15 protein-coding genes and 1 tRNA gene are annotated in these 19659 nt (G+C 67.9%); 10 read left to right on the top strand and 6 right to left on the bottom strand.

Annotated elements, in window-relative coordinates:
• Nucleotides 1–162 precede the first annotated feature (162 nt).
• Nucleotides 163–238, top strand: a tRNA-Lys gene (locus WS89_RS11850).
• A gap of 323 nt (nucleotides 239–561) precedes the next feature.
• Nucleotides 562–1467 (top strand): DUF3592 domain-containing protein, encoded by a 906-nt coding sequence (locus WS89_RS11855; RefSeq protein WP_059791095.1) that lies wholly within the window; start codon nucleotides 562–564, stop codon nucleotides 1465–1467.
• Nucleotides 1468–1503: 36 nt separating this feature from the next.
• Here the strand turns inward: WS89_RS11855 and WS89_RS11860 are convergent, their stop codons facing one another.
• Nucleotides 1504–2118 (bottom strand): CGNR zinc finger domain-containing protein, encoded by a 615-nt coding sequence (locus WS89_RS11860; RefSeq protein WP_059791097.1) that lies wholly within the window; start codon nucleotides 2116–2118, stop codon nucleotides 1504–1506.
• An 81-nt stretch (nucleotides 2119–2199) separates the two neighbouring features.
• Between WS89_RS11860 and WS89_RS11865 the strand changes: the two genes are divergently transcribed.
• Nucleotides 2200–3015: an alpha/beta fold hydrolase gene (locus WS89_RS11865; protein WP_059791099.1), complete on the top strand. Its 816-nt coding sequence runs from the start codon at nucleotides 2200–2202 to the stop codon at nucleotides 3013–3015.
• 171 nt (nucleotides 3016–3186) lie between these two features.
• Here the strand turns inward: WS89_RS11865 and phnY are convergent, their stop codons facing one another.
• A complete protein-coding gene (phnY, locus tag WS89_RS11870; protein WP_059791101.1) occupies nucleotides 3187–4641 on the bottom strand; it encodes a phosphonoacetaldehyde dehydrogenase in 1455 nt (484 codons plus the stop codon).
• Nucleotides 4642–4668: 27 nt separating this feature from the next.
• Nucleotides 4669–5907 carry a phosphonoacetate hydrolase gene (gene phnA, locus WS89_RS11875; protein WP_059501510.1) on the bottom strand — a complete coding sequence of 413 codons (1239 nt, stop codon included), beginning with the start codon at nucleotides 5905–5907 and terminating at the stop codon, nucleotides 4669–4671.
• A gap of 209 nt (nucleotides 5908–6116) precedes the next feature.
• Here phnA and WS89_RS11880 point away from each other — a divergent pair, with 209 nt between their 5' ends.
• The 5 genes from WS89_RS11880 to WS89_RS11900 all read left to right on the top strand — a co-directional run bounded on the left by WS89_RS11880 (nucleotide 6117) and on the right by WS89_RS11900 (nucleotide 12745).
• Entirely contained in the window at nucleotides 6117–7169 is a 1053-nt protein-coding gene (locus tag WS89_RS11880; protein ID WP_059791103.1) for a putative 2-aminoethylphosphonate ABC transporter substrate-binding protein, read from the top strand.
• A 94-nt stretch (nucleotides 7170–7263) separates the two neighbouring features.
• Nucleotides 7264–8355 carry a putative 2-aminoethylphosphonate ABC transporter ATP-binding protein gene (locus WS89_RS11885; RefSeq protein WP_059791153.1) on the top strand — a complete coding sequence of 364 codons (1092 nt, stop codon included), beginning with the start codon at nucleotides 7264–7266 and terminating at the stop codon, nucleotides 8353–8355.
• The gene (locus WS89_RS11890; RefSeq protein ID WP_059501460.1) at nucleotides 8352–10079 is read left to right on the top strand and encodes a putative 2-aminoethylphosphonate ABC transporter permease subunit; all 1728 of its coding nucleotides are present in this window, start codon (nucleotides 8352–8354) and stop codon (nucleotides 10077–10079) included. The genes WS89_RS11885 and WS89_RS11890 overlap by 4 nt, the downstream gene beginning before the upstream one ends.
• Nucleotides 10080–10126: 47 nt before the next feature.
• Nucleotides 10127–11257, top strand: a complete 1131-nt coding sequence (locus tag WS89_RS11895) for a 2-aminoethylphosphonate--pyruvate transaminase (RefSeq protein ID WP_059791105.1) — start codon at nucleotides 10127–10129, stop codon at nucleotides 11255–11257.
• 99 nt (nucleotides 11258–11356) lie between these two features.
• The gene (locus WS89_RS11900; protein WP_059791151.1) at nucleotides 11357–12745 is read left to right on the top strand and encodes an FAD-dependent oxidoreductase; all 1389 of its coding nucleotides are present in this window, start codon (nucleotides 11357–11359) and stop codon (nucleotides 12743–12745) included.
• A 98-nt stretch (nucleotides 12746–12843) separates the two neighbouring features.
• Here WS89_RS11900 and WS89_RS11905 read toward each other — a convergent pair whose 3' ends face one another.
• Both WS89_RS11905 and WS89_RS11910 read right to left on the bottom strand, forming a co-directional pair.
• Nucleotides 12844–13569 (bottom strand): phosphonate utilization associated transcriptional regulator, encoded by a 726-nt coding sequence (locus WS89_RS11905; RefSeq protein ID WP_059791107.1) that lies wholly within the window; start codon nucleotides 13567–13569, stop codon nucleotides 12844–12846.
• A 207-nt stretch (nucleotides 13570–13776) separates the two neighbouring features.
• Nucleotides 13777–15948: a phosphocholine-specific phospholipase C gene (locus WS89_RS11910; RefSeq protein ID WP_059791108.1), complete on the bottom strand. Its 2172-nt coding sequence runs from the start codon at nucleotides 15946–15948 to the stop codon at nucleotides 13777–13779.
• 228 nt (nucleotides 15949–16176) lie between these two features.
• On the opposite strand from WS89_RS11910, the gene WS89_RS11915 reads away from it, so the two are divergent.
• Nucleotides 16177–17094, top strand: a complete 918-nt coding sequence (locus WS89_RS11915) for a LysR family transcriptional regulator (protein WP_059791111.1) — start codon at nucleotides 16177–16179, stop codon at nucleotides 17092–17094.
• Nucleotides 17095–17193: 99 nt separating this feature from the next.
• Here WS89_RS11915 and WS89_RS11920 read toward each other — a convergent pair whose 3' ends face one another.
• On the bottom strand, nucleotides 17194–18834 hold the full coding sequence (locus tag WS89_RS11920) for an L-lactate permease (RefSeq protein WP_059791113.1): 1641 nt from the start codon (nucleotides 18832–18834) through the stop codon (nucleotides 17194–17196).
• Nucleotides 18835–19324: 490 nt separating this feature from the next.
• On the opposite strand from WS89_RS11920, the gene WS89_RS11925 reads away from it, so the two are divergent.
• Nucleotides 19325–19648: a DUF4148 domain-containing protein gene (locus WS89_RS11925; protein WP_059791115.1), complete on the top strand. Its 324-nt coding sequence runs from the start codon at nucleotides 19325–19327 to the stop codon at nucleotides 19646–19648.
• Nucleotides 19649–19659: the final 11 nt, after the last annotated feature.

Consider the following 19659-nt stretch of genomic DNA (forward strand, 5'->3'; position numbering starts at 1 on the left):
CCGCCGCGCAACGCGTGTGGCGTCATCATACCGGGAGCGCGCAAACTGCGACCGCTCGTTACCGCGCCGACGGCCGCCGTCATCTCGACGAAATATTTTCGGGATATTTGCAGAAAGGGCTTGCCAAGCCTGAAATACTCACGCATAATCTTTCTTCTGTTGGGGGCGTTAGCTCAGTTGGTAGAGCAGCGGACTCTTAATCCGTAGGTCGAGTGTTCGAGTCACTCACGCCCCACCAGGAATTCCAAAGGCCGGTCAGCGAAAGCTGACCGGCCTTTTCCGTTTTGGCCGCCACACTCGCGGCGCGCGCCTTTCGCGGTAAGCCACCGCACGCCCGTTGTGCATCGTTTCCGCTAGAATCGTCCGACAAAATCACACGACCGGCGCGGGTATCGTCGTTTGCCCGCCGGCACTGAGAGAACATGGACGTCAGCATGGAAGCATGTGAACGAGACGCGACCATTCAGAGGGCATGGTTGCACCAATATCGGCCTGTCCGTCGCGATGGGCCGTTCACCCGGGCGCACCCGAATCCGCGCGACGCACGAACCGGATCGCGTCATGCCGGGTAAGGACGCGCTGGTCGCGCTGACGATCGGTGTCGTCCTGTCCGTGCTGGCCGGCGTACTCGCCATCACGGCAAGCCGGGAACCCGGCCATCTGGTCCGCGCGCCGGGCACGGTCGTGCGCATCGTCCAGGACAGCGATGCGATGCGCGCGTACCGGCCGATCGTCGCGTACCTCGCGAACGACGGCCAGCGCCGCGAAGTCGCCGGCAATACCGCATCGACGGTCCCCGCATACGACATCGGCGAAAACGTCGACGTCCTGCTCGATCCCGATCACCCCGAGCGCCCCGCGCTGATCGACGATTTCACGCAACGCTGGTTTCCGGTGGCCGTGCCGGCGCTGCTCGCCGTCGCGTCGTTCGCGATCGGCAGCCTGCTGATTGCCGGCGAACGTCGCCGCCGGCAAACGGAGCCGGCGCGGCCCCGCGTCGCGCGCAAGCCGGCACGGCGCCGCTGGGACGTCGCGATCGTGCTGATTCCGATCGCGATCGGCACGGGCTTTCTCGCCGGCGCCGGCGCGGCCGGCCTGCGTCAGTGGCAGATCGTCCACCACTATGCGCGCTCGACCGGCCATGTGGTCGAGATCGCGAAAAACGGGCGGTCGTCGCGGTCGCGCACGTCGCTGTATTCGGCCATCGTCGCGTTCACGACCGACAGCGGACGGCTGATCACGTTCGCGCAAGGCTCGGCGTCGTCGCAACCGGGCCTGCACAAAGGCGACGCGGTCAGCGTGCTGTACGATCCCGTCACCCCCGAGCGGGCGCTCGTCGACCGCTTCTGGGATCGCTGGGGCCTCACGGCCATCCTGTTCGCGATCGGCGCGCCGTTCCTTGCAGCGGGGCTGTTCGTCGCCGCGACGTTATGGCCCGACCACCGGCCGCACGAAGCCGCTCGATGACGCACGCGCGGCGCGGCAACCGTCGCGACGCGCGCGTCACCGCTCCCTGAACGCCTCCACCTTCGCGCGATTCCCGCACGTGCGCATGTCGCACCACCGCCGCCCGACGCCGCGGCCGCGATCGACGAAGAACCACGTACACCGGCCGCACTGCCGCACGCGCACGAAATCGTCGCTGCGCATCAGATGCTCGAAACCGAGCGCAACCGCATCGATCCAGCGCGACGCGGCGCGCGCGTCGGGCCGCCACGCGAAGCGGCCGCCGATCGCGTCGAACGCGCTGCGCCCGATCGCGTCGCGGATCGCCACCGCGAGCCGGTCCGCCGCGCGCGCGCCCGCGCTGCCGCCGCCTTCGGTCGTCAGGTGCGCGATCGCCACGTACGCGTCGTCGCGAAAGCGGTGCAGCGCCGCCAGCTCGTCCGGGCCATCCTGGCGCGGGTGACGCAGCAGACGCGCCAGATCGTCGGGCGCCAGCAACCCCGCTTTCGCGGCCCACGCGCGCACGGCCGGCCAGTCGACGAGCTTGTCTTCGTCACGCGTCTTGCCGGTATCGGCCACCGTGTTGAGGAAATCGAGCGCCGGATGGCCGCCGACGAAATCGGCCGCGCGCCATTCGTGCCCGTGTCGCGCCGGATCGGATCGAGTAACCATTTATTTCCACCTATCGGTTTCACATCCGGAAAATCCGGCGTAACCTGTTAACAACCAAAACAGGTTATCACGGAGAAGCCGATGCTCGAACTCCCGAACCGTTTCGATTTCGAAGGCCACCGGATTGCATGGGGCACGCTCGGCGAAGGGCCGCCGCTCGTGCTCGTGCACGGCACGCCGTTTTCGTCGCAGGTATGGCGCCGGATCGCGCCGTGGCTCGCACGGCGCCATCGCGTGTATTTCTACGACCTGCTCGGCTACGGCCAGTCCGACATGCCGGACGCTGACGTGTCGCTGGGCCGTCAGAACGCACTGTTCGGCGCGCTGCTGAACGAATGGAAACTCGCGCGGCCGCGCGTGCTCGCGCACGACTACGGCGGCGCAACCGCGCTGCGCGCGCACTTTCTCGACGGCATCGCGTATGCGGATCTCACGCTCGTGAACCCGGTGGCGATCGCGCCGCAAGGCTCGCCGTTCGTGCGTCACGTCGCGCAGCACGAAGCCGCGTTCGCCGGCCTGCCCGCGTACGCGCATCGCGCGCTCCTGTCGGCCTATCTCGGCAATGCGGTCACGCAGCCGTTGAGCGACGACGTGCTGTCGATCTACCGTGCGCCGTGGCTGACGCCGGCCGGCCAGGCCGCGTTCTATCGCCAGATCGCGCAGATGCGCCAGCGCTACATCGAGGAAGCGGAGGCCCGCTACGCGCCGCCGGACTTTCCGGTGCGCATCGTGTGGGGCGAGGACGACGTGTGGATTCCGCTCGAACAAGGACAGGCGCTGGCCGATCGCATCGCGAACGGCAAGCTGATCCGGGTTCCGCACGCGGGCCATCTGGTTCAGGAGGATGCGCCGGAAGCGATCGTCGCGGCCGTGCTCGACGGGTACGCGCCGGGCTGAGCCGGCACCGCGTCTCGCGTCACCACGCTGGCACGCCTGCGCCGTTCGAGAAGGCCGCGAATTCTACCGACGCGTCGCGGCCCGGCAAAAACGCGAATCGGCCAACGACATGAGCCGACCGAACAACGCCCGCGCCGGCTGCGATACCGGCGCAGGCGCGTTACACGTCGCTCACCACGGCAGCGAATACGTCTTCGTATTCGTGAAGCTCTTCATCGCCTCCTGCACGCCCTCCTTGTACCCGAGCCCCGAATCCTTCACGCCGCCGAACGGCGTCAGTTCGAGCCGGTAGCCCGGCACCTCGCGCACGTTCACGCTGCCGACTTCCAGCTCGGTGATGAAGCGCGTGATGTGATCGAAGCGATTCGTGCATACCGACGACGACAGCGCGTAGTCGGTGCTGTTCGACATCCGGATCGCTTCGTCGATGTCGCGAAAGCGCATGATCGGCGACACCGGGCCGAAGGTCTCATGCTTCACCAGCGGCATGTCGGGCGTCACGCGATCGACGACGGTCGGCGAATACAGCGCGCCGTCGCGCACGTTGCCGACCAGCAGCCGCGCACCGCGCGCGATCGCGTCGTTCACCTGCTGCTCGCAGAACTTCGCGGCCGCTTCGTCGATCACGGTGCCCATGTCGATCGACGGATCGGACGGATCGCCGTACGACCACGCGCGCGTCTTCTCGACGACCAGCTCCGTGAAGCGATCGGCCACCGACTCGTGCACGAGCATCCGCTTGATCGCCGTGCAGCGCTGCCCCGAATTCCTGTACGAGCCCGACACCGCGAGCGTGCTCGCTTCGTCGAGATCGGCGTCTTCCATCACGATGATCGGATCGTTGCCGCCGAGTTCGAGCACCGCGCGCCGGTAGCCCATCCGCGCGGCGATCGACTTGCCGATCGACACGCCGCCGGTGAACGTGATCATGTCGATCGCCGGGTTCGTGATCAGTTCGTCGGCGATCTCCTTCGGATCGCCGGTGATCACCTGCAGCATCTGCGGCGGCAGGCCGGCTTCGTACAGGATGTCCGCGAACAGGTAGCACGACAGCGGCACCTTCTCCGACGGCTTCACGACGATCCGGTTGTTGGTCGCCACCGAAGGCACGATCTTGTGCGCGACCTGGTTCATCGGGTGATTGAACGGCGTGATCGCCGAAATCACGCCGAGCAGCGGGTCGCGCTGCGTGTACACGCGGCGCTTCTTGCCGTGCGGCGTCAGATCGCACGAGAAGATCTGCCCGTCGTCCTTCAGCACTTCGCCGGCGCCGAACGTCAGCACGTCGGCCACGCGGCCGGCTTCGTACGTCGAATCCTTGATGCACAACCCGGCCTCGGCCGTGATCAGCGCCGCGATCTCCGCGGTGCGTGCGCGCACGATGTCGGCCGCGCGGCGAAGGATCGCCGCGCGATCGTGGCGCGTGAGCGTCGGCCGGTACGCACGTGCGACCGCGAACGCGCGGCGCACGTCGTCGAGCGTCGCCTTCGGCACGGTGCCGACCAGCGCGCCGTCGTACGGGTTGCGCACGTCGATCACCGCGTCGCGGTAGATCCTTTCACCATCGATTCGCAGTGCTTCACGACGAAGCGTGCGGACATCCGACGATTCTGCAATGGCGTTCATGAGTGTCTCCTGGCGGATGCGTCCGCGTCACTGCAGATGGTTGAGCGCGATGTCGATGATGTCGAAGTTGCGCAGCCGCGCACGGCCCGCGACGTCGGTCGCGACCGGCTTGCTGAAGATCAGCGGCACGATCTGCTCGGAGATCCCGCCGTGCGAGCGCAGCGGCACGTCGAGGCCCGACAGGTCGTGCTTGATGCGGCGCGTACCGAGCACGACGTCCTGCTTCGAGATCACGATCAGGTCACCCATCCGCGCGGGCGGCAACTCGAAGCGCGCGCAACCTTCGGCGCCCGTCAGCACGACCTCGATGCCGTCGACCGCGGCGAGCCGCGCGCGCAACGCATCGGCATCGGCCGTCGCCGGCACGTAGACGGTCGCGAACGAACCGAGCGCACCGTGGTGCACGACGTACGGATCGGTGATCGGCAGGATCACGCGCGCCGCATCGTGGCCGAGCCATTCGTCGAACAGCTCCTGCAGGTAGATCACGTTCGGCTCGCCGGTCGCGTCGTCGTGCTTCGCGTTCATCCCGTGATCGGCCGTGATCGCGACGATCGCGCCGAGTTCGTCGAGGCGCTGCAGGTACGTGTCCATCATCGCGTAGAACGCGTTCGCGCCGGGCGTGCCGGGTGCGCACTTGTGCTGCACGTAGTCGGTGGTCGACAGGTACATCAGGTCGATCGGGCGCGTCTCGAGCAGGCGCACGCCGGCGGCGAACACGAACTCCGACAGGTCCGCGCTGTACACGCTCGGTACCGGCTTGCCGACCAGTTCGAGCACGTTGTCGATGCCGTTTTCCTCGATGCTCGCTTCGTCGGCCTTCTCCGACGAGAAGCAGATGCCCTTCAGCCCCTTGCCGAGCAGGCGGCGCAGCTTGTCCTTCGCGGTGACGACCGCGACGCGCGCGCCCTGTTCGGCGAAGGTCGCGAGTACGGTGGGCGCAACCAGGTATTTCGGATCGTTCATCAACACCTCGGCGCCGGTGTCGCGATCGTAGAAGTAATTGCCGCTTATCCCGTGGATCGCCGGCGGCACGCCGGTGACAATCGACAGGTTGTTCGGGTTCGTGAAGCTCGGCACCACGCACTCGCCCTTGAGCGCCGTGCCCGGCTTCAGCAGCGTGCGCAGGAACGGCGCGACGCCGGCCTCGGCGGCCTCTTCCAGATATTCGTATGCGCAGCCATCGACGCAGACGACCACCACGGGCCGGCTCATCCAGTTGTAGCGGCGGCCGTTCACTTCCACGGATACAGGCGTTTCAGTCATGACGTTCATTCCTTTCAGGTCGAAGGGGTGAGCCGTCGGCGCCCGCGCCGCGCCGAAGGGAGGGTGTTTTCCATGCTTGACATTAAAATTGAGGATTTGTAGATTGTCAACAACATGCAGAGAACAGAAAGCAAAACAACGGTGCAACAAGAGGGCTGGTCTCCACTCATCCGCCGCGTGCCGCGGCGCCACAGTCAAGGGGTCTGAAGATGAACGAAGTGCCGGTACACAAGCGTTTCGATGCATGGAGGGGCGCGGCCCGTGTCGCGCTGGCGGTGGCCGTCGCGCTCGGCGCCGCCCAGGCCGCGCACGCGAAGACGTCGCTGCTCGTCTACACCGCGCTGGAAGACGAGGCGATGAAGCCCTACAAGGACGCGTTCGAGAAGGCGAACCCCGATATCGAGATCCGCTGGGTGCGCGACTCGACCGGCTCGGTCACCGCGAAGCTGCTCGCGGAAAAGAGCAACCCGCGCGCGGACGTCGTGCTCGGTCTCGCCGCGTCGAGCCTCACGCTGCTCGATCTGCAAGGCATGCTGATGCCGTACGCGCCGAAGGGCTTCGACCAGCTCACGCGCAAGTACAGCGACGCGAACACGCCGCCGCACTGGGTCGGCATGGACGTGTGGGGCGCGACGATCTGCTACAACCGCGTCGCCGCGCAAGCGAAGAACATCCCGAAGCCGACGTCGTGGGAAGACCTGACGAAGCCGGTCTACAAAGGCGCGATCGTGATGCCGAGCCCGGTGTCGTCGGGCACCGGCTACCTCGACGTGACCGCGTGGCTGCAGACCTTCGGCGACGATAAAGGCTGGAAATTCATGGATGCGCTCGACAAGAACGTCGCGCAGTACGTGCACTCGGGTTCGAAGCCGTGCACGCTCGCCGGCACCGGCGAATTCCCGATCGGCATCTCGTTCGAATTCCGCGGCCACGAACTGCAGGCGCAGGGCGCGCCGATCGATCTCGTGTTCCCGAAGGAAGGGCTCGGCTGGGACATGGAAGGCACGGCGATCATGAAGACGACGAAACAGCCCGACGCCGCGAAGAAGCTCGCCGATTTCATGGCGAGCAAGGAAGCGAACCAGATCACCGCGCGCTGGTGGGCGATCGTCGCGTATCCGGGCGTGGCGCGAAAGCTGGCCGGCATCCCCGACAACTACCCGGACCTGCTCGTGAAGAACGACTTCGTGTGGTCGGCGAAGAACCGCCAGTCGATCCTCGATACGTGGCAGAAGCGTTACGGGGCGAAAGCGCAGCAATGACGCTGCCCGCGGCGGGGTCGCGCCGCGCGCCGCCCCGCGTCACCCTTTCCGTCGTCGAACCCGGCCCCCGGGCCGCCCCTCCATGGAGGCGCGCATGGCACCTTATCTGAGCGTAGAACGCATCGAGAAGCGGTACAACGACACGCAGGTCCTCACCGACATCGACCTGAACGTGATGAAGGGCGAGATGATCTGCTTCCTCGGGCCGTCCGGCTGCGGGAAGACCACGCTGCTGCGGATCATCGCGGGGCTCGAGACGCAGAACGCCGGCCACATCATGCAGGACGGTCGCGACATCTCGCGGCTGCCGCCGCAACTGCGCGACTACGGGATCGTGTTCCAGTCGTATGCGCTGTTCCCGAACCTCACCGTGTACGACAACGTCGCGTACGGGCTCGTGAACCGCAAGATGAAGCGCGACGCGATCCACGAGCGCGTGCACACGCTGCTCGCGCTGGTCGGCCTGCCCGACAGCCATCGCAAGCATCCGGGCCAGTTGTCCGGCGGCCAGCAGCAGCGCATCGCGCTGGCGCGCGCGCTCGCGACGTCGCCGGGCCTGCTGCTGCTCGACGAGCCGCTGTCCGCGCTCGACGCGCGCGTGCGCGTGCGGCTGCGCCAGGAAATTCGCGCGCTGCAGCAGCGGCTCGGCGTGACGACGATCATGGTCACGCACGACCAGGAAGAAGCGCTGTCGATGGCCGATCGCATCGTCGTGATGAACCACGGCGTGATCGAACAGATCGGCACCCCGCTCGAAATCTACCGGCAGCCGGCATCGCCGTTCGTCGCGGATTTCATCGGCCGCGTCAACACGATTCCCGCCGAAGTCGCGCAGGACGGCACGCTGCGCGCGGGCGCGGTCGGCCTCGATTGCCGCCATGGTGCGGCCCGCCCCGCGCAGGGCGCGGCGGTGTCGGTCTACGTGCGGCCCGAGGACCTGCGCATCCGCGTGCCGGGCGAGACGGCCGACAACGTGCTGGCCGGCCGCGTCGAGAAGCTCGAATTCCTCGGCGCGTTCTGCCGCGTGAGCTTCCGGATCGACGGGCTCGACGGCCAGGAGATCGTCGCCGACCTGTCGTATCGCGACGTCGACCGCACCGGCGTGCAGGCCGGCGCGCGCATCGACCTCGCGCTCGATCGCGAGCATGTCCGCGTGTTCCCGTGCGCGAAGGAGCGACTGCAATGAGCACCGTCCTGACCGAGCGCCGCCGCGGCGCGTCCGCCCCCGCCGACGTGCGACAGATCACGCACTGGCACGACCGCATCGCCCAGCTCGCACTCTTCGCGATGGCCGCGCTGATGTCGCTGTTCCTGCTGCTGCCGCTCGCGCTCGTCGTGCAGAAATGCTTCGTCGACGCCGACGGCCGCTTCGTCGGCGCGCACAACTTCGTCGAGTATCTGGAGGACAGCGGCGTGCTGCGCTCGATGCTGCATTCGCTGACGGTCGGCGCGCTCGTCACGGCGATCGTCGTGCCGATGGCGTTCACGTTCGCGTATGCGCTCACGCGCTCGTGCATGCCGCTGAAGAACGCCGCGCGCACGATCGCGCTGCTGCCGCTGCTCGCGCCGACGCTGCTGTCGGCCGTGTCTTTCATCTACTGGTTCGGCAACGCGGGGCTGCTCAAGCCGCTGCTGCACGGCCATTCGATCTACGGGCTGCCGGGCATCGTGCTGAGCATGGTGTACGCATCGTTCCCGCACGTGCTGATGATCCTCGTCACCGCGCTGTCGCTCGCCGACGGCCGGCTCTACGAGGCCGCCGACGCGATGGGCACGCGCCGCCTGCGCAAGTTCTTCACGATCACGCTGCCCGGCGCGAAGTACGGGCTGATCAGCGCGACGATGGTCGCGTTCACGATGTGCATCAACGACTTCGGCGTGCCGGTCGTGATCGGCGGCTCGTACAACGTGCTGTCGACCGACATCTACAAGCTGATCATCGGGTTGCAGGACTTCAACCGCAGCGCGGTGGTGAGCCTGATGCTGCTGTGCCCGGCGCTCGTCGCGTTCGGCATCGACTTCTTCGTCCGCCGTCGCCAGCAGTCGCAGCTCGGCGCGCGCTCGACGCCGTACCAGCCGAAGCCGTCGCGCGGCTTCGACGCCGCGATGCTCGCGTACTGCGCGCTCGTGTGCGCATTCTTCATCGCGGTGGTCGGCATCTCGGTGTTCGCGTCGTTCGTGAAGTTCTGGCCGTACCAGATGAGTCTCGGGCTGCAGCACTACCGGATGGGATTGATCGCGGCCGGCATCTTCGACGCGTACAAGAACAGCTTGCGGATGGCCGCGACGGTGGCGCTCGGCGGCACGATCGTCGTGTTCGGGGGTGCCTACCTGATCGAGAAGACCCGCGGCGCGCGCTGGCTGCGCGGCTTCATCAGCCTGTGCGCGATCTTGCCGATGGGCGTGCCGGGGCTCGTGCTCGGCATCAGCTACATCTTCCTGTTCAACGCGCCCGGCAATCCGCTGAACGGGCTGTACGGATCGCTGTGGCTGCTCGCGATCGTCACGGTCGTCCACTACTACGCGTCGAGCCACCTCACCGCCGTCACCGCGCTCAGGCAGATCGACGGCGAGTTCGAGGCCGTATCCGCGTCGCTGAAGGTGCCGTTCTACAAGACCTTCCTGCGCGTGACGGTGCCCGTATGCCTGCCCGCGATCCTGCTGATCGCGCGCTACCTGTTCGTCAACGGGATGACGACGGTGTCGGCCGTCGCGTTCCTGTACTCGCCGGACACGCAGCCTGCATCGGTCGCGATCCTGAACCTCGACGACGCGGGCCAGATGGGTCCGGCCGCCGCGATGGCCACGCTCGTGCTCGCGACCTCGTCGTTCGCATGCGTGCTGTTCGCGTGCATCTCGCATCGCCTGCTGCGCCGTACGCAGGCGTGGCGCCATCCGCATCGCCGTTGAGTTCCTGCCGCATTCCCGTGACGTCCCGACTTCATCAAGGAGACACCATGACGCTCGCCGCCCAGCCCATCCTGCTCACCCCCGGCCCCCTGACGACCTCCGCCCGCACGCGCGATGCGATGCTGCGCGACTGGGGCTCGTGGGACGGCGATTTCAACGCGATCACCGCGCGGCTGCGCGAACGGCTGCTGCAGATCGCGCACGGCGAGGGCACGCACGAATGCGTGCCGCTGCAAGGCAGCGGCACGTTCTCGGTCGAGGCGGCGATCGGCACGCTCGTGCCGCGCGATGGCCACGTGCTCGTGCCGAACAACGGCGCGTACTGCCAGCGCATCGCGAAGATCTGCCGCGTGCTCGGCCGCGCGCTCACGACGATCGACTACCGCGAGGATCGCCGTGTCGATCCGCTCGACGTCGAGCGCGCGCTCGCGGCCGATCCGTCGATCACGCACGTCGCGCTCGTGCACTGCGAAACGGGCGCGGGCGTGCTGAATCCGCTGCACGACGTCGCACAGGCCGTCGCGAAGCACGGCCGCGCGCTGATCGTCGACGCGATGAGCTCGTTCGGCGCGATCGACATCGACGCGCGCACGACGCCGTTCGACGCGGTGATCGCGGCATCCGGCAAGTGTCTCGAAGGCGTGCCGGGGCTCGGTTTCGTGATCGCGAAGCGCAGCGCGCTCGAACGCTGCGAAGGCAACAGCCACTCGCTCGCGATGGACCTGTACGACCAGTGGGTCTACATGCAGCGCACGACGCAGTGGCGCTTCACGCCGCCGACGCACGTGGTCGCCGCGCTCGACGCGGCCGTCGCGCAATACGTCGACGAAGGCGGGCTCGCCGCGCGCGGCGGCCGCTACCAGCGCAACTGCCGCGCGCTGATCGACGGGATGCGCGCGCTCGGCTTCCGGCCGTTCCTCGATCCGGCGATCCAGGCGCCGATCATCGTCACGTTCCATGCGCCGGACGATCCAAACTACGATTTCAAGCGGTTTTATCAGGAGGTCAAAAAGCGCGGCTACATTCTGTATCCGGGCAAGCTGACCGAAGTGGAGACGTTCCGCGTCGGCTGCATCGGCCATTTCGGCGAGGCCGGGATTCCGGGCGCCGTCGCGGCCATTGCCGACACGCTGAAAGCGATGGGCGTGCGCCGCGTATCGGCCGAAGCGGCGGCGTGACGAGGTGACGCGATGCACCGGCCGCGTGCGCATGCGTACGCGGCCGCCCGTTTTTTTCCCGGCCGTGCGCCGCACGGCCCCTTATCGACGAACCTTCCGATGCGACCCTTCTGGATCGAACAAGCGCTGTTCAACGACGGCGATCTCGCCCCCGCGCTGCAAGGGGCGACGCAGGCCGACGTGTGCATCGTCGGCGGCGGCTTCACGGGCCTCTGGACCGCGATCCAGGCGAAACAGCAGCACCCCGCGCTCGACATCGCGATCCTTGAAGCCGACCTCTGCGGCGCCGGTGCGAGCGGCCGCAACGGCGGCTGCCTGCTCACGTGGTCCGCGAAATTCCTGACGCTGCGGCGTCTGTTCGGCGAAGCCGAGGCGATCCGGCTCGTGAAGGCGTCGGAAGCGGCGGTGCAGCACATCGCCGATTTCTGCCGCGCGCACGGCATCGATGCCGAATTGCGGCTCGACGGCACGCTGTACACCGCGACGTCGCGCGCGCAGGTCGGCACGCTCGCGCCGGTGCTCGACGCGCTCGCCGCGTGCGGCATCCACAGCTACGAGCCGCTGCCGCCCGCCGAAGTCGCGCGCCGCTCGGGCTCCGCGCGCAATCTCGACGGCGTCTATTCGCCGATCGCCGCGACCGTGCACCCCGGCAAGCTCGTACGCGGGCTGCGCCGCGTTGCGCTCGACATGGGCATCCGGATCTACGAACGCACGCCGATGCTCGACTTCACGCCGGGGCAGCCGGCCGTCGTGCATACGCCGTCCGGCAGTGTGACGGCCGGCAAGCTCGTGTTCGCGATCAATGCGTGGATGGCGAGCCGCTTCCCGCAGTTCGAACGGACGATCGCGGTCGTGTCGAGCGACATGGTGATCACCGAGAAATGTCCGGCGTTGCTGGAGCAGACCGGGCTCGTGGACGGCGTGTCGGTGCTCGATTCGCGGATCTTCGTCTACTACTACCGCACGACGGCCGACGGGCGGCTGATGCTCGGCAAGGGCGGCAACACGTTCTCGTGGCGCAGCCGAATCGCGCCGGTGTTCGACCGCCGCTCGCCGTACGAGGCGCAGCTCACACGGAGCCTGCGCGCGTTCTTCCCGTCGCTCGCGGACGTGCCGATCACCGCGAGCTGGAACGGGCCGTCGGATCGTTCGGTCACGGGCTTCCCGTTCTTCGGCCGCCTCGACGGCGCGCCGAACGTGTTCTACGGGTTCGGTTATTCGGGCAACGGCGTCGGGCCGACCTACATGGGCGGGCAGATCCTGTCGTCGCTCGTGCTCGGCCTCGACAACGCGTGGACACGCAGCCCGATCGTACGCGGCCCGCTCGGCCATTTTCCGCCGGAGCCGATCCGCTACGTCGGCGCGCACGTCGTGCGCAACGCGATTCGCCGCAAGGAACGCGCGGAAGACGAGAACCGGCAGCCGTCGGTCGTCGATACGTGGCTCGCGAAATTTGCGAGCGCGGCGGGGAAGGCCGACAAGGCGTGACGATGTGTTGACCGGCTGAACTGAAGCGCATCGGCAAAGGGACGCGGCGACGCGTCCCTTTGCCGATGCGCGGCAGCCCGCGCGACCGTCGCCGGCGCTTATGCGCCGGCCTTCTCCCGCGCCGCCTTGCCCGCCGCAGGCAACCCCTGCTCGTGCGTGCGGCGCATCCGCGCGAGGCCGTGCGCGACGTGCTCGCGCACGAGCGCGACGGCCTTTTCCTCGTCGCCGGCCGCGAGCGCCTGCACGATCTTGTCGTGCTCGGCCGCCGACACGGCGATCGCATCCTCCTCGGCCTCGATCGCCGCCTGACGCAGCAGGCCGAGCTGGCGCACGAGCCGCCGGTAGGTATCGGTGAGATGCGTATTGCCGACGCCGACGACCATCGCGTCGTGGAACTGCACGTTCAGCTCGGTGTAGCGCGTGACGTCGTGCGCCTTCGCGGCGTCCTTCATCGACTGGATGATGCCCTTCAGCACCTTCAGCGTCTCGGGCGAGATACGCTTCGCGAGCGCGCGCGCGACCGATTCGTCGAGCATCGCGCGCACTTCGTAGATCTCCTCGGCCTCGCGCAGCGGCACGACGCGCACGGTCACGCCGCGGTTCTTCTCATTGCGCAGCAGGCCGGCCTGCTCGAGCGCGCGGAACGCTTCGCGCACCGGGCCGCGCGACACGTTCAGCCTGGTCGCGATCTCGACTTCGTTGAGCTTCTCGCCCGGTGCGTATTCGCCGGAGACGATCGCGCGCTCGAGCATGTCCTGGACGATCATCGCGAGCGACTGGCTTTGCAGGAGTTCGATGGCGCTGAGCGCGTTCGGGGCAGTCATGGTCGGGCAGCGGGCTGGGGGTGAAAACGACGGCGCCATATCGGCGAATGATCCCTGTATACCCTCGCCCCGGCATATTGTCAACAGTTTTCAGTTTCCAAAAGCCAATCCCGCGTGCCCGCACGTGGGCAGACCCCAGCCGGCATGCAACCGGCACGCGGCGCTCGCGCGATGCGGGGAACCGCCCGCGCGACGCCGGCGCAGCCGTCAGGCCGTGCGCTTCACCGGCCCCGGATCGCTGTGGCTCGGCCGGCCCGTCTCGACGTGGCCCGCGAAGCGGCGCACGACCTTGTCGTCGCCGCCGCGCAGCGTGGTCGCGGTGATCGTCAGATCGTACCAGCCGTGGCTCGACGACAGCTCGAAGTGCCCTTCGACGCGCTCGCCCGGCTCCAGCGTGTAGGTGCGCGCCGGCGCATGGCTGTACGCGTTGTCGACCGTCACGCGGCAGGTCGCGCGCCCGCTGTTGCGCAGTTGCAGGTACACGTGACGGTTGCGCACGTCGTAGCCGATCTTCGCTTCGGGGTTCGCGTGGCGGCCGTCCGCGGCGAGCCGCGTGTTGCCCTGGAACTCGCACAGATAGCCGTTCGGGCCGTAGGCGGCCAGATGGTACTCGCCGCGCGCGGCCGACGTGCTCCACGTATCGACGAAGCGGTCGTGCGCGGACACCGCGTAGCGGCGCGGCGGCGTCGCCGGGTTGCGCCGGTCGTACACGTAGAACGCGGCACCGGCGTCGCCGGTGTTCGCGAAGTCGAGCGACACGGTATCGTCATGCGCGCCCACGCGGCTGTGCACGAACAGCTCGTACGGCAGCGCACGCGCCGGACGCGTGCCGGGTTCCTGCGTCGGCATCGACTGCTGCGCGGGCACCTGGTACGCCTGGCCGGCCGTCGCGATGTGCTGCGGCACCGTGAAGCTCACCGTGCGCGTGTCGGGGCGCGCGGAGAAATCGAACGCCGACGTGAGGTCGCCGCAGATCGACCGGCGCCACGCGCTGATGTTCGGCTCCTTCACGCCGAAACGCGCTTCGAGGAAACGCAGCACCGACGTATGGTCGAACGTCTCCGAGCAGACCCAGCCGCCCTTCGTCCACGGCGAGATGATGATCAGCGGCACGCGCGGCCCGAGGCCGATCGGCTGGATGCCGCCCGGATCGGCGCCCGGCACGAGCGGGCTCATTTCGCCCGGGTACTTGTTCAGGTCGAGCAGCTCGTCGCCGAGGTTCGACAGCAGGTTCGACGACACGATGCCCTGGCCGCCCACGCCGCTCGTGACCGGCGGCACCGGCGGCACGACGTGGTCGAACAGCCCGTCGTTCTCGTCGTAGTTGAGGATGAACACCGTCTTCGCCCACACCTCGGGGTTCGACGTCAGCGCCTCGAGCACCATGTTGATGTAGAACGCGCCGTCGGTCGGCGACGCCTGCGGGTGTTCGCTGTACTTGTACGGCGACACGATCCACGACACCTGCGGCAAGCGGTTGGCCTGCACGTCGGCCTTCAGTTCGGCGAGCGTGTGGTTCGACGCGCCCTTGTCGACCAGCGGGCCACTCGCGCCCTCCTTCACCTGGAACTTCTTGAAGAACATCAGCGAGTTGTCGGTGTAGTTGTCGGTCGGGTCGCCCGGGATGCCGGTGCCGCCCTGGTACACCTTCCAGCTGATCTTCGCGTCCTCCAGGCGTTCGGCGTAGGTCGTCCACGTGTAGCCGTTCACGTCGTTGCGCTCGCCGATGCCCGGGCCGTTCGGCGCGCTGCCGTAGACGTTGCGCGAGTCGACCGTGCCGGTCCACAGGTAGATGCGGTTCGGCGCGGTGTCCGCATGCGCGGAGCAGAAGTACGAATCGCAGATCGTGAACGCGTCGGCGAGCGCGTAGTGGTACGTGAGATCCTGGCGCTTCAGGTAGCCCATCGTCAGCACGTCCTGCTTCTGGTTCACCCACTGATCCCACTGGCCGTTGTTCCAGGACAGGTGGCCGCTGCTCCAGCCGTGGTTCGTGCCCGGCTGGAATTCGGTCGTCTGCTTCGGATCGAGATAGAACGGCAGCACGTACGGCGCCGACGGATCGAGCCCGCGCGAATGGTAGTTCTTCGTGAACACCGACGCCGGCGGTTGCTGCCACACCGGCGCGCCGTTCGGCAGCAGGTGCGGACGCGGATCGTCGAAGCCGCGCACGCCGCGCAGCCCGCCGAAGTAATGGTCGAACGAACGGTTTTCCTGCATGAAGATCACGACGTGCTCGACGTCGCGGATCGTGCCGGTGCGATAGGCGGCCGGCATCGCCAGCGCATTGCGGATCGCGGGCGGGAAGCCCGCATAGGCGGCCATCGCGCCGGCCGACTGCGCGGCGAGGCGCAGGAAATCGCGTCGATTGTTCGAGGACATGAAGAGAGCCTTGTGGTCGGGGGAGTGGGGGCGCCGGGCGAGCGGGGCCGGCGATCTGCGTCGCCGTTATTACCCCGCACCGGCATGTCCCGGCCGTGACCGGTTCCCGCAGGTTTCTTGCGCTCACCCCCAGCTTTTTTTCGAAGCCGCGCACGCCGCGCCTTTCATGCGGCCGACACATGCACGCGCTACGCTGACGCGCGATGAAGAGGGGGGAGAAGCCGACACGTGTTCGATCAGCTGAAGGCGTTCCACGCGACCGTCCGGCAGGGCAGCATCACGCGCGCCGCGCGCCACCTCGGCGTGAGCCAGCCGACGATTGCCGCGCAGATCCGGCAGGTCGAGCAGTTGTACGGCGTCGAGCTGTTCTACCGCAGCGGCCGCAAGCTCGAAGTAACCGAGACGGGCATCGAGCTGCTGCCGCTCGTCGAGAAGATGATCGCGCTCGAGGCGCAGGCCGACATCATGCTGCGCAACGTCGGCGGCCTGTTCGAAGGCCACCTGCGGATCGGCGCGACGGGCCCGTACTACATCATGGATGCGGTCGGCCGCTTCTCGAGCGCGCATCCGTCGATCGCGCTGACGTGCCGGATCGGCAACTCCGAGGAAATCCTGCAGGCGCTGCAGGAGTTCCGCATCGATCTCGCGGTCTCGTCGCAGCGCAACGACGCCGACGGCCTCGAACGCAAGGTGATCTCGACCGATCCGCTGGTGCTCGTCGTGCACCGCCGTCATCCGCTCGCGCGGTTCGATTCGATCGCCCCGGCGCAACTCGCCGACGTGCGGCTGCTGATCCGCGAGGAAGGTTCGGTCACGCGCCGCTGCACGGAGACGATCCTCGCGGCGGCCGGCGTCGCGGCCGCCTCGGTCGCCGAGATCGGCAGCCGCGAAGCGATTCGCGAGGCGATCCTGCATGGGGTGGGCGGCAGCCTGTTTCCGCGCGGCGAAGCCGAGCGCCATCCTGACCTGCGCGTGATCGCGCTGCGCGGTGTCGATACGACGATCGACGAATACGTGTACTACCTGAAAGCGCGCCGCCAGAGCCCCGCGATCGACGCGTTCCTCGCGTGCATCCTGCCGGACGACGGCGAAGCGGCCGGCGCGGTCGAACCCGGACGAACGATGCGGCGGGCGAACGCGCGCTGAGCCACCGCGCGCTCGCCGCTTCCGCATACTACGTGGCGCTTTTCCCGCGCCTTCCCTCGTTGCTTTCCTCGTGCCTTCCTTCTGTCGTGGCGCCGCGCGTCACTTCGGCAGCGCCGGAATCATCCAGGTCAGCACGTGCTGCTGCAGGAACACCAGCACGCCGAGCAACAGCGTGAGGATCACGCTGTGCCAGAAGGTGCGCGCGAACACGACGCCCTCCTGCCCTTTCAGGTCCGTCGTCGACACGCCCGTCGCGATGTTCTGCGGCGAGATCATCTTGCCCATCACGCCGCCCGACGAGTTGGTCGCGGCCATCAGCACCGGATCGAGGCCGAGCTGCCGGGCGGCGACGACCTGCAGGTTGCCGAACAGCGCGTTGCCCGACGTGTCGCTGCCGGACAGGAACACGGCGATCCAGCCGAGCGATGCGGACACCAGCGGGAACAGCGCGCCCGTCGACGCGACGCCGGTGCCGAGCGTGTAGCTGATGCCCGAGTAGTTCAGCAGGTACGCGAGCCCGACGATCATCATCACCGTGACGATCGCGATCCACGTCTGGCGCCACGTCTTCACCACGCATTCGACAAACGCGCGGGGGCCGGTGCGCGTCAGCGCGGCCGTGACGATCGCCGACACGAGGATCGCGGTGCCCGTGCCGAGCGGCTGGAAATCCCAGATCGCCGCATACGGCTTGTGGTACAGCGACACGTACACGGCGTTGTGCAGCCCCGGCCACTTGATCTTCACGTCGCCGATCGCCGCGATGTTCGCGTGCACCCAGACGATCACGACCACCGACACGACGAGCCACGGCAACCAGCCGCCGAAGCCCGCGCGCGCGGCGCCGGCCGCGGCCGGCACGCTGCGCGCGAGCGCGTATTGCGGATCGGGCTGCGGCTTCCACAACTGCAGGAAGCCGATCGTCACGATCAGCGACGAGAGCGACGACAGCACGTCGGTTAGCTGGTAGCCGAGGAAGTTCGACGTGACGAACTGCGCGATCGCGAAGCTGCCGCCGGACACGAGCAGCGCGGGCCACAGCTTCGCGATCGAGCGCAAGCCGCCGTATGCGCCGACCACGTAGAACGGCAGCAGCAGCGCGAAGAACGGCAACTGGCGGCCGACCATCTGCGCGAGCGTCGCGGGCGGCAGCGACGTGACCGCACCGAGCACGGTGATCGGCACGCCGAGCGCGCCGAACGCGACCGGCGCCGTGTTGAACAGCAGCGTATAGGTGAGCGCTTCGAGCGCGGGAAAGCCGAGCGCGATCAGCAGCGCGCTCGTGATCGCGACCGGCGTGCCGAACCCGGAGATCCCTTCGAGCAGACAGCCGAACGAGAACGCGACGACGAGCAGCACGAGGCGGCGATCGTCGGGCAGGTTGTCGAGCATCCACTGCCGGAACTGGTCGAAGCGGCCGGACTTCACCGCGATGTTGTACAGCAACAGCGCGTTGAAGACGATCCACATCACCGGCACGACCGCGAGCGCCATGCCGGCGCCGACCGCGTTGAACGCGAGCCCGGCCGGCATCCCCCACGCGCCGATCGCGACCGCGAGGCCCGCGACGAGCCCGGCGAGCGACGCCTGCCACGCGGGGCGGCGCAGCACGCCGAGCGCGACCAGCGCGACCGCGATCGGGATCGTCGCGACGAGGAACGACAGGAACAGCGAGTGGGCGACCGGCGTCAACGGTTGCGCGAAGACGATGCCGGGCGGTAGGGCGTCGGTGGGATTCATCGTGTCTCCAGATGTCGACCCGAGTTGGCGCTTCAGCGCGTACTCGGGTCCCATGCCTTGTGCGGCCGGCCCGGGTTCGCATGTCGATGCGCCGGGCTCGGTACAAGTCGATGTCCTGCAGTCGCGACTACGATCGGGCGCTTGCGCACGCAACGACGTTGCGCGGCCAACCGATCGGTCGCTTAAAAGAGGTTAGGAGGCGCGACGCGCTTGTACAAGGGGGGAGAAGCCCGATGCGGGCGAGTCGATGCGGATCCGCCGCCGCACGATGGCCGGCAGATGGCGTGCCGCTGTCGCGTTCGACAGAAAACCCGTCGCGGCCGGCTCGAGGGTGGCCGCGCGATGCCGGTACCCGCGCAATGTTGCGCGACCGGAAAAGGTGACTGCCAGCCGCGAGGATGTTTCGTTTGGCGTCCGAAGCCTAGACTGGCTGCACGTTTCCGGCCGCGCCGGCGATGGCGCGGCACCGGAACCCCACGGAGCAAATACGATGATGATGAAGAAACACGCGGCATGCGCGCTCGTGCTGATCGGCGCAGCGTTCGCCGCTCACGCGCAAGCCGCGTCGACGCTCACGCGCGCGCAAGTCCGCCAGGAACTCGCGGAACTGCAGGCCGCCGGCTACCGGACGAGCCTCGCAAGCAGTCCCGACTTTCCGCGGAACATGCAGGCGGTCATGCAACGTGCGGCGCAGGCGCGCGGCGAGGGCGGGGGCGACGCTGCCGGTTACGGCAGCGATGGCCAGGCCCACGCGGAATCGGCGAAGCCGGCGCTACCGCACGCGGCCGATCGCGGCACATACGCCCATCACTGATCGTCGACGGA

The sequence above is a fragment of the Burkholderia sp. MSMB1072 genome (assembly GCF_001524725.1).
Lineage (GTDB): Bacteria > Pseudomonadota > Gammaproteobacteria > Burkholderiales > Burkholderiaceae > Burkholderia.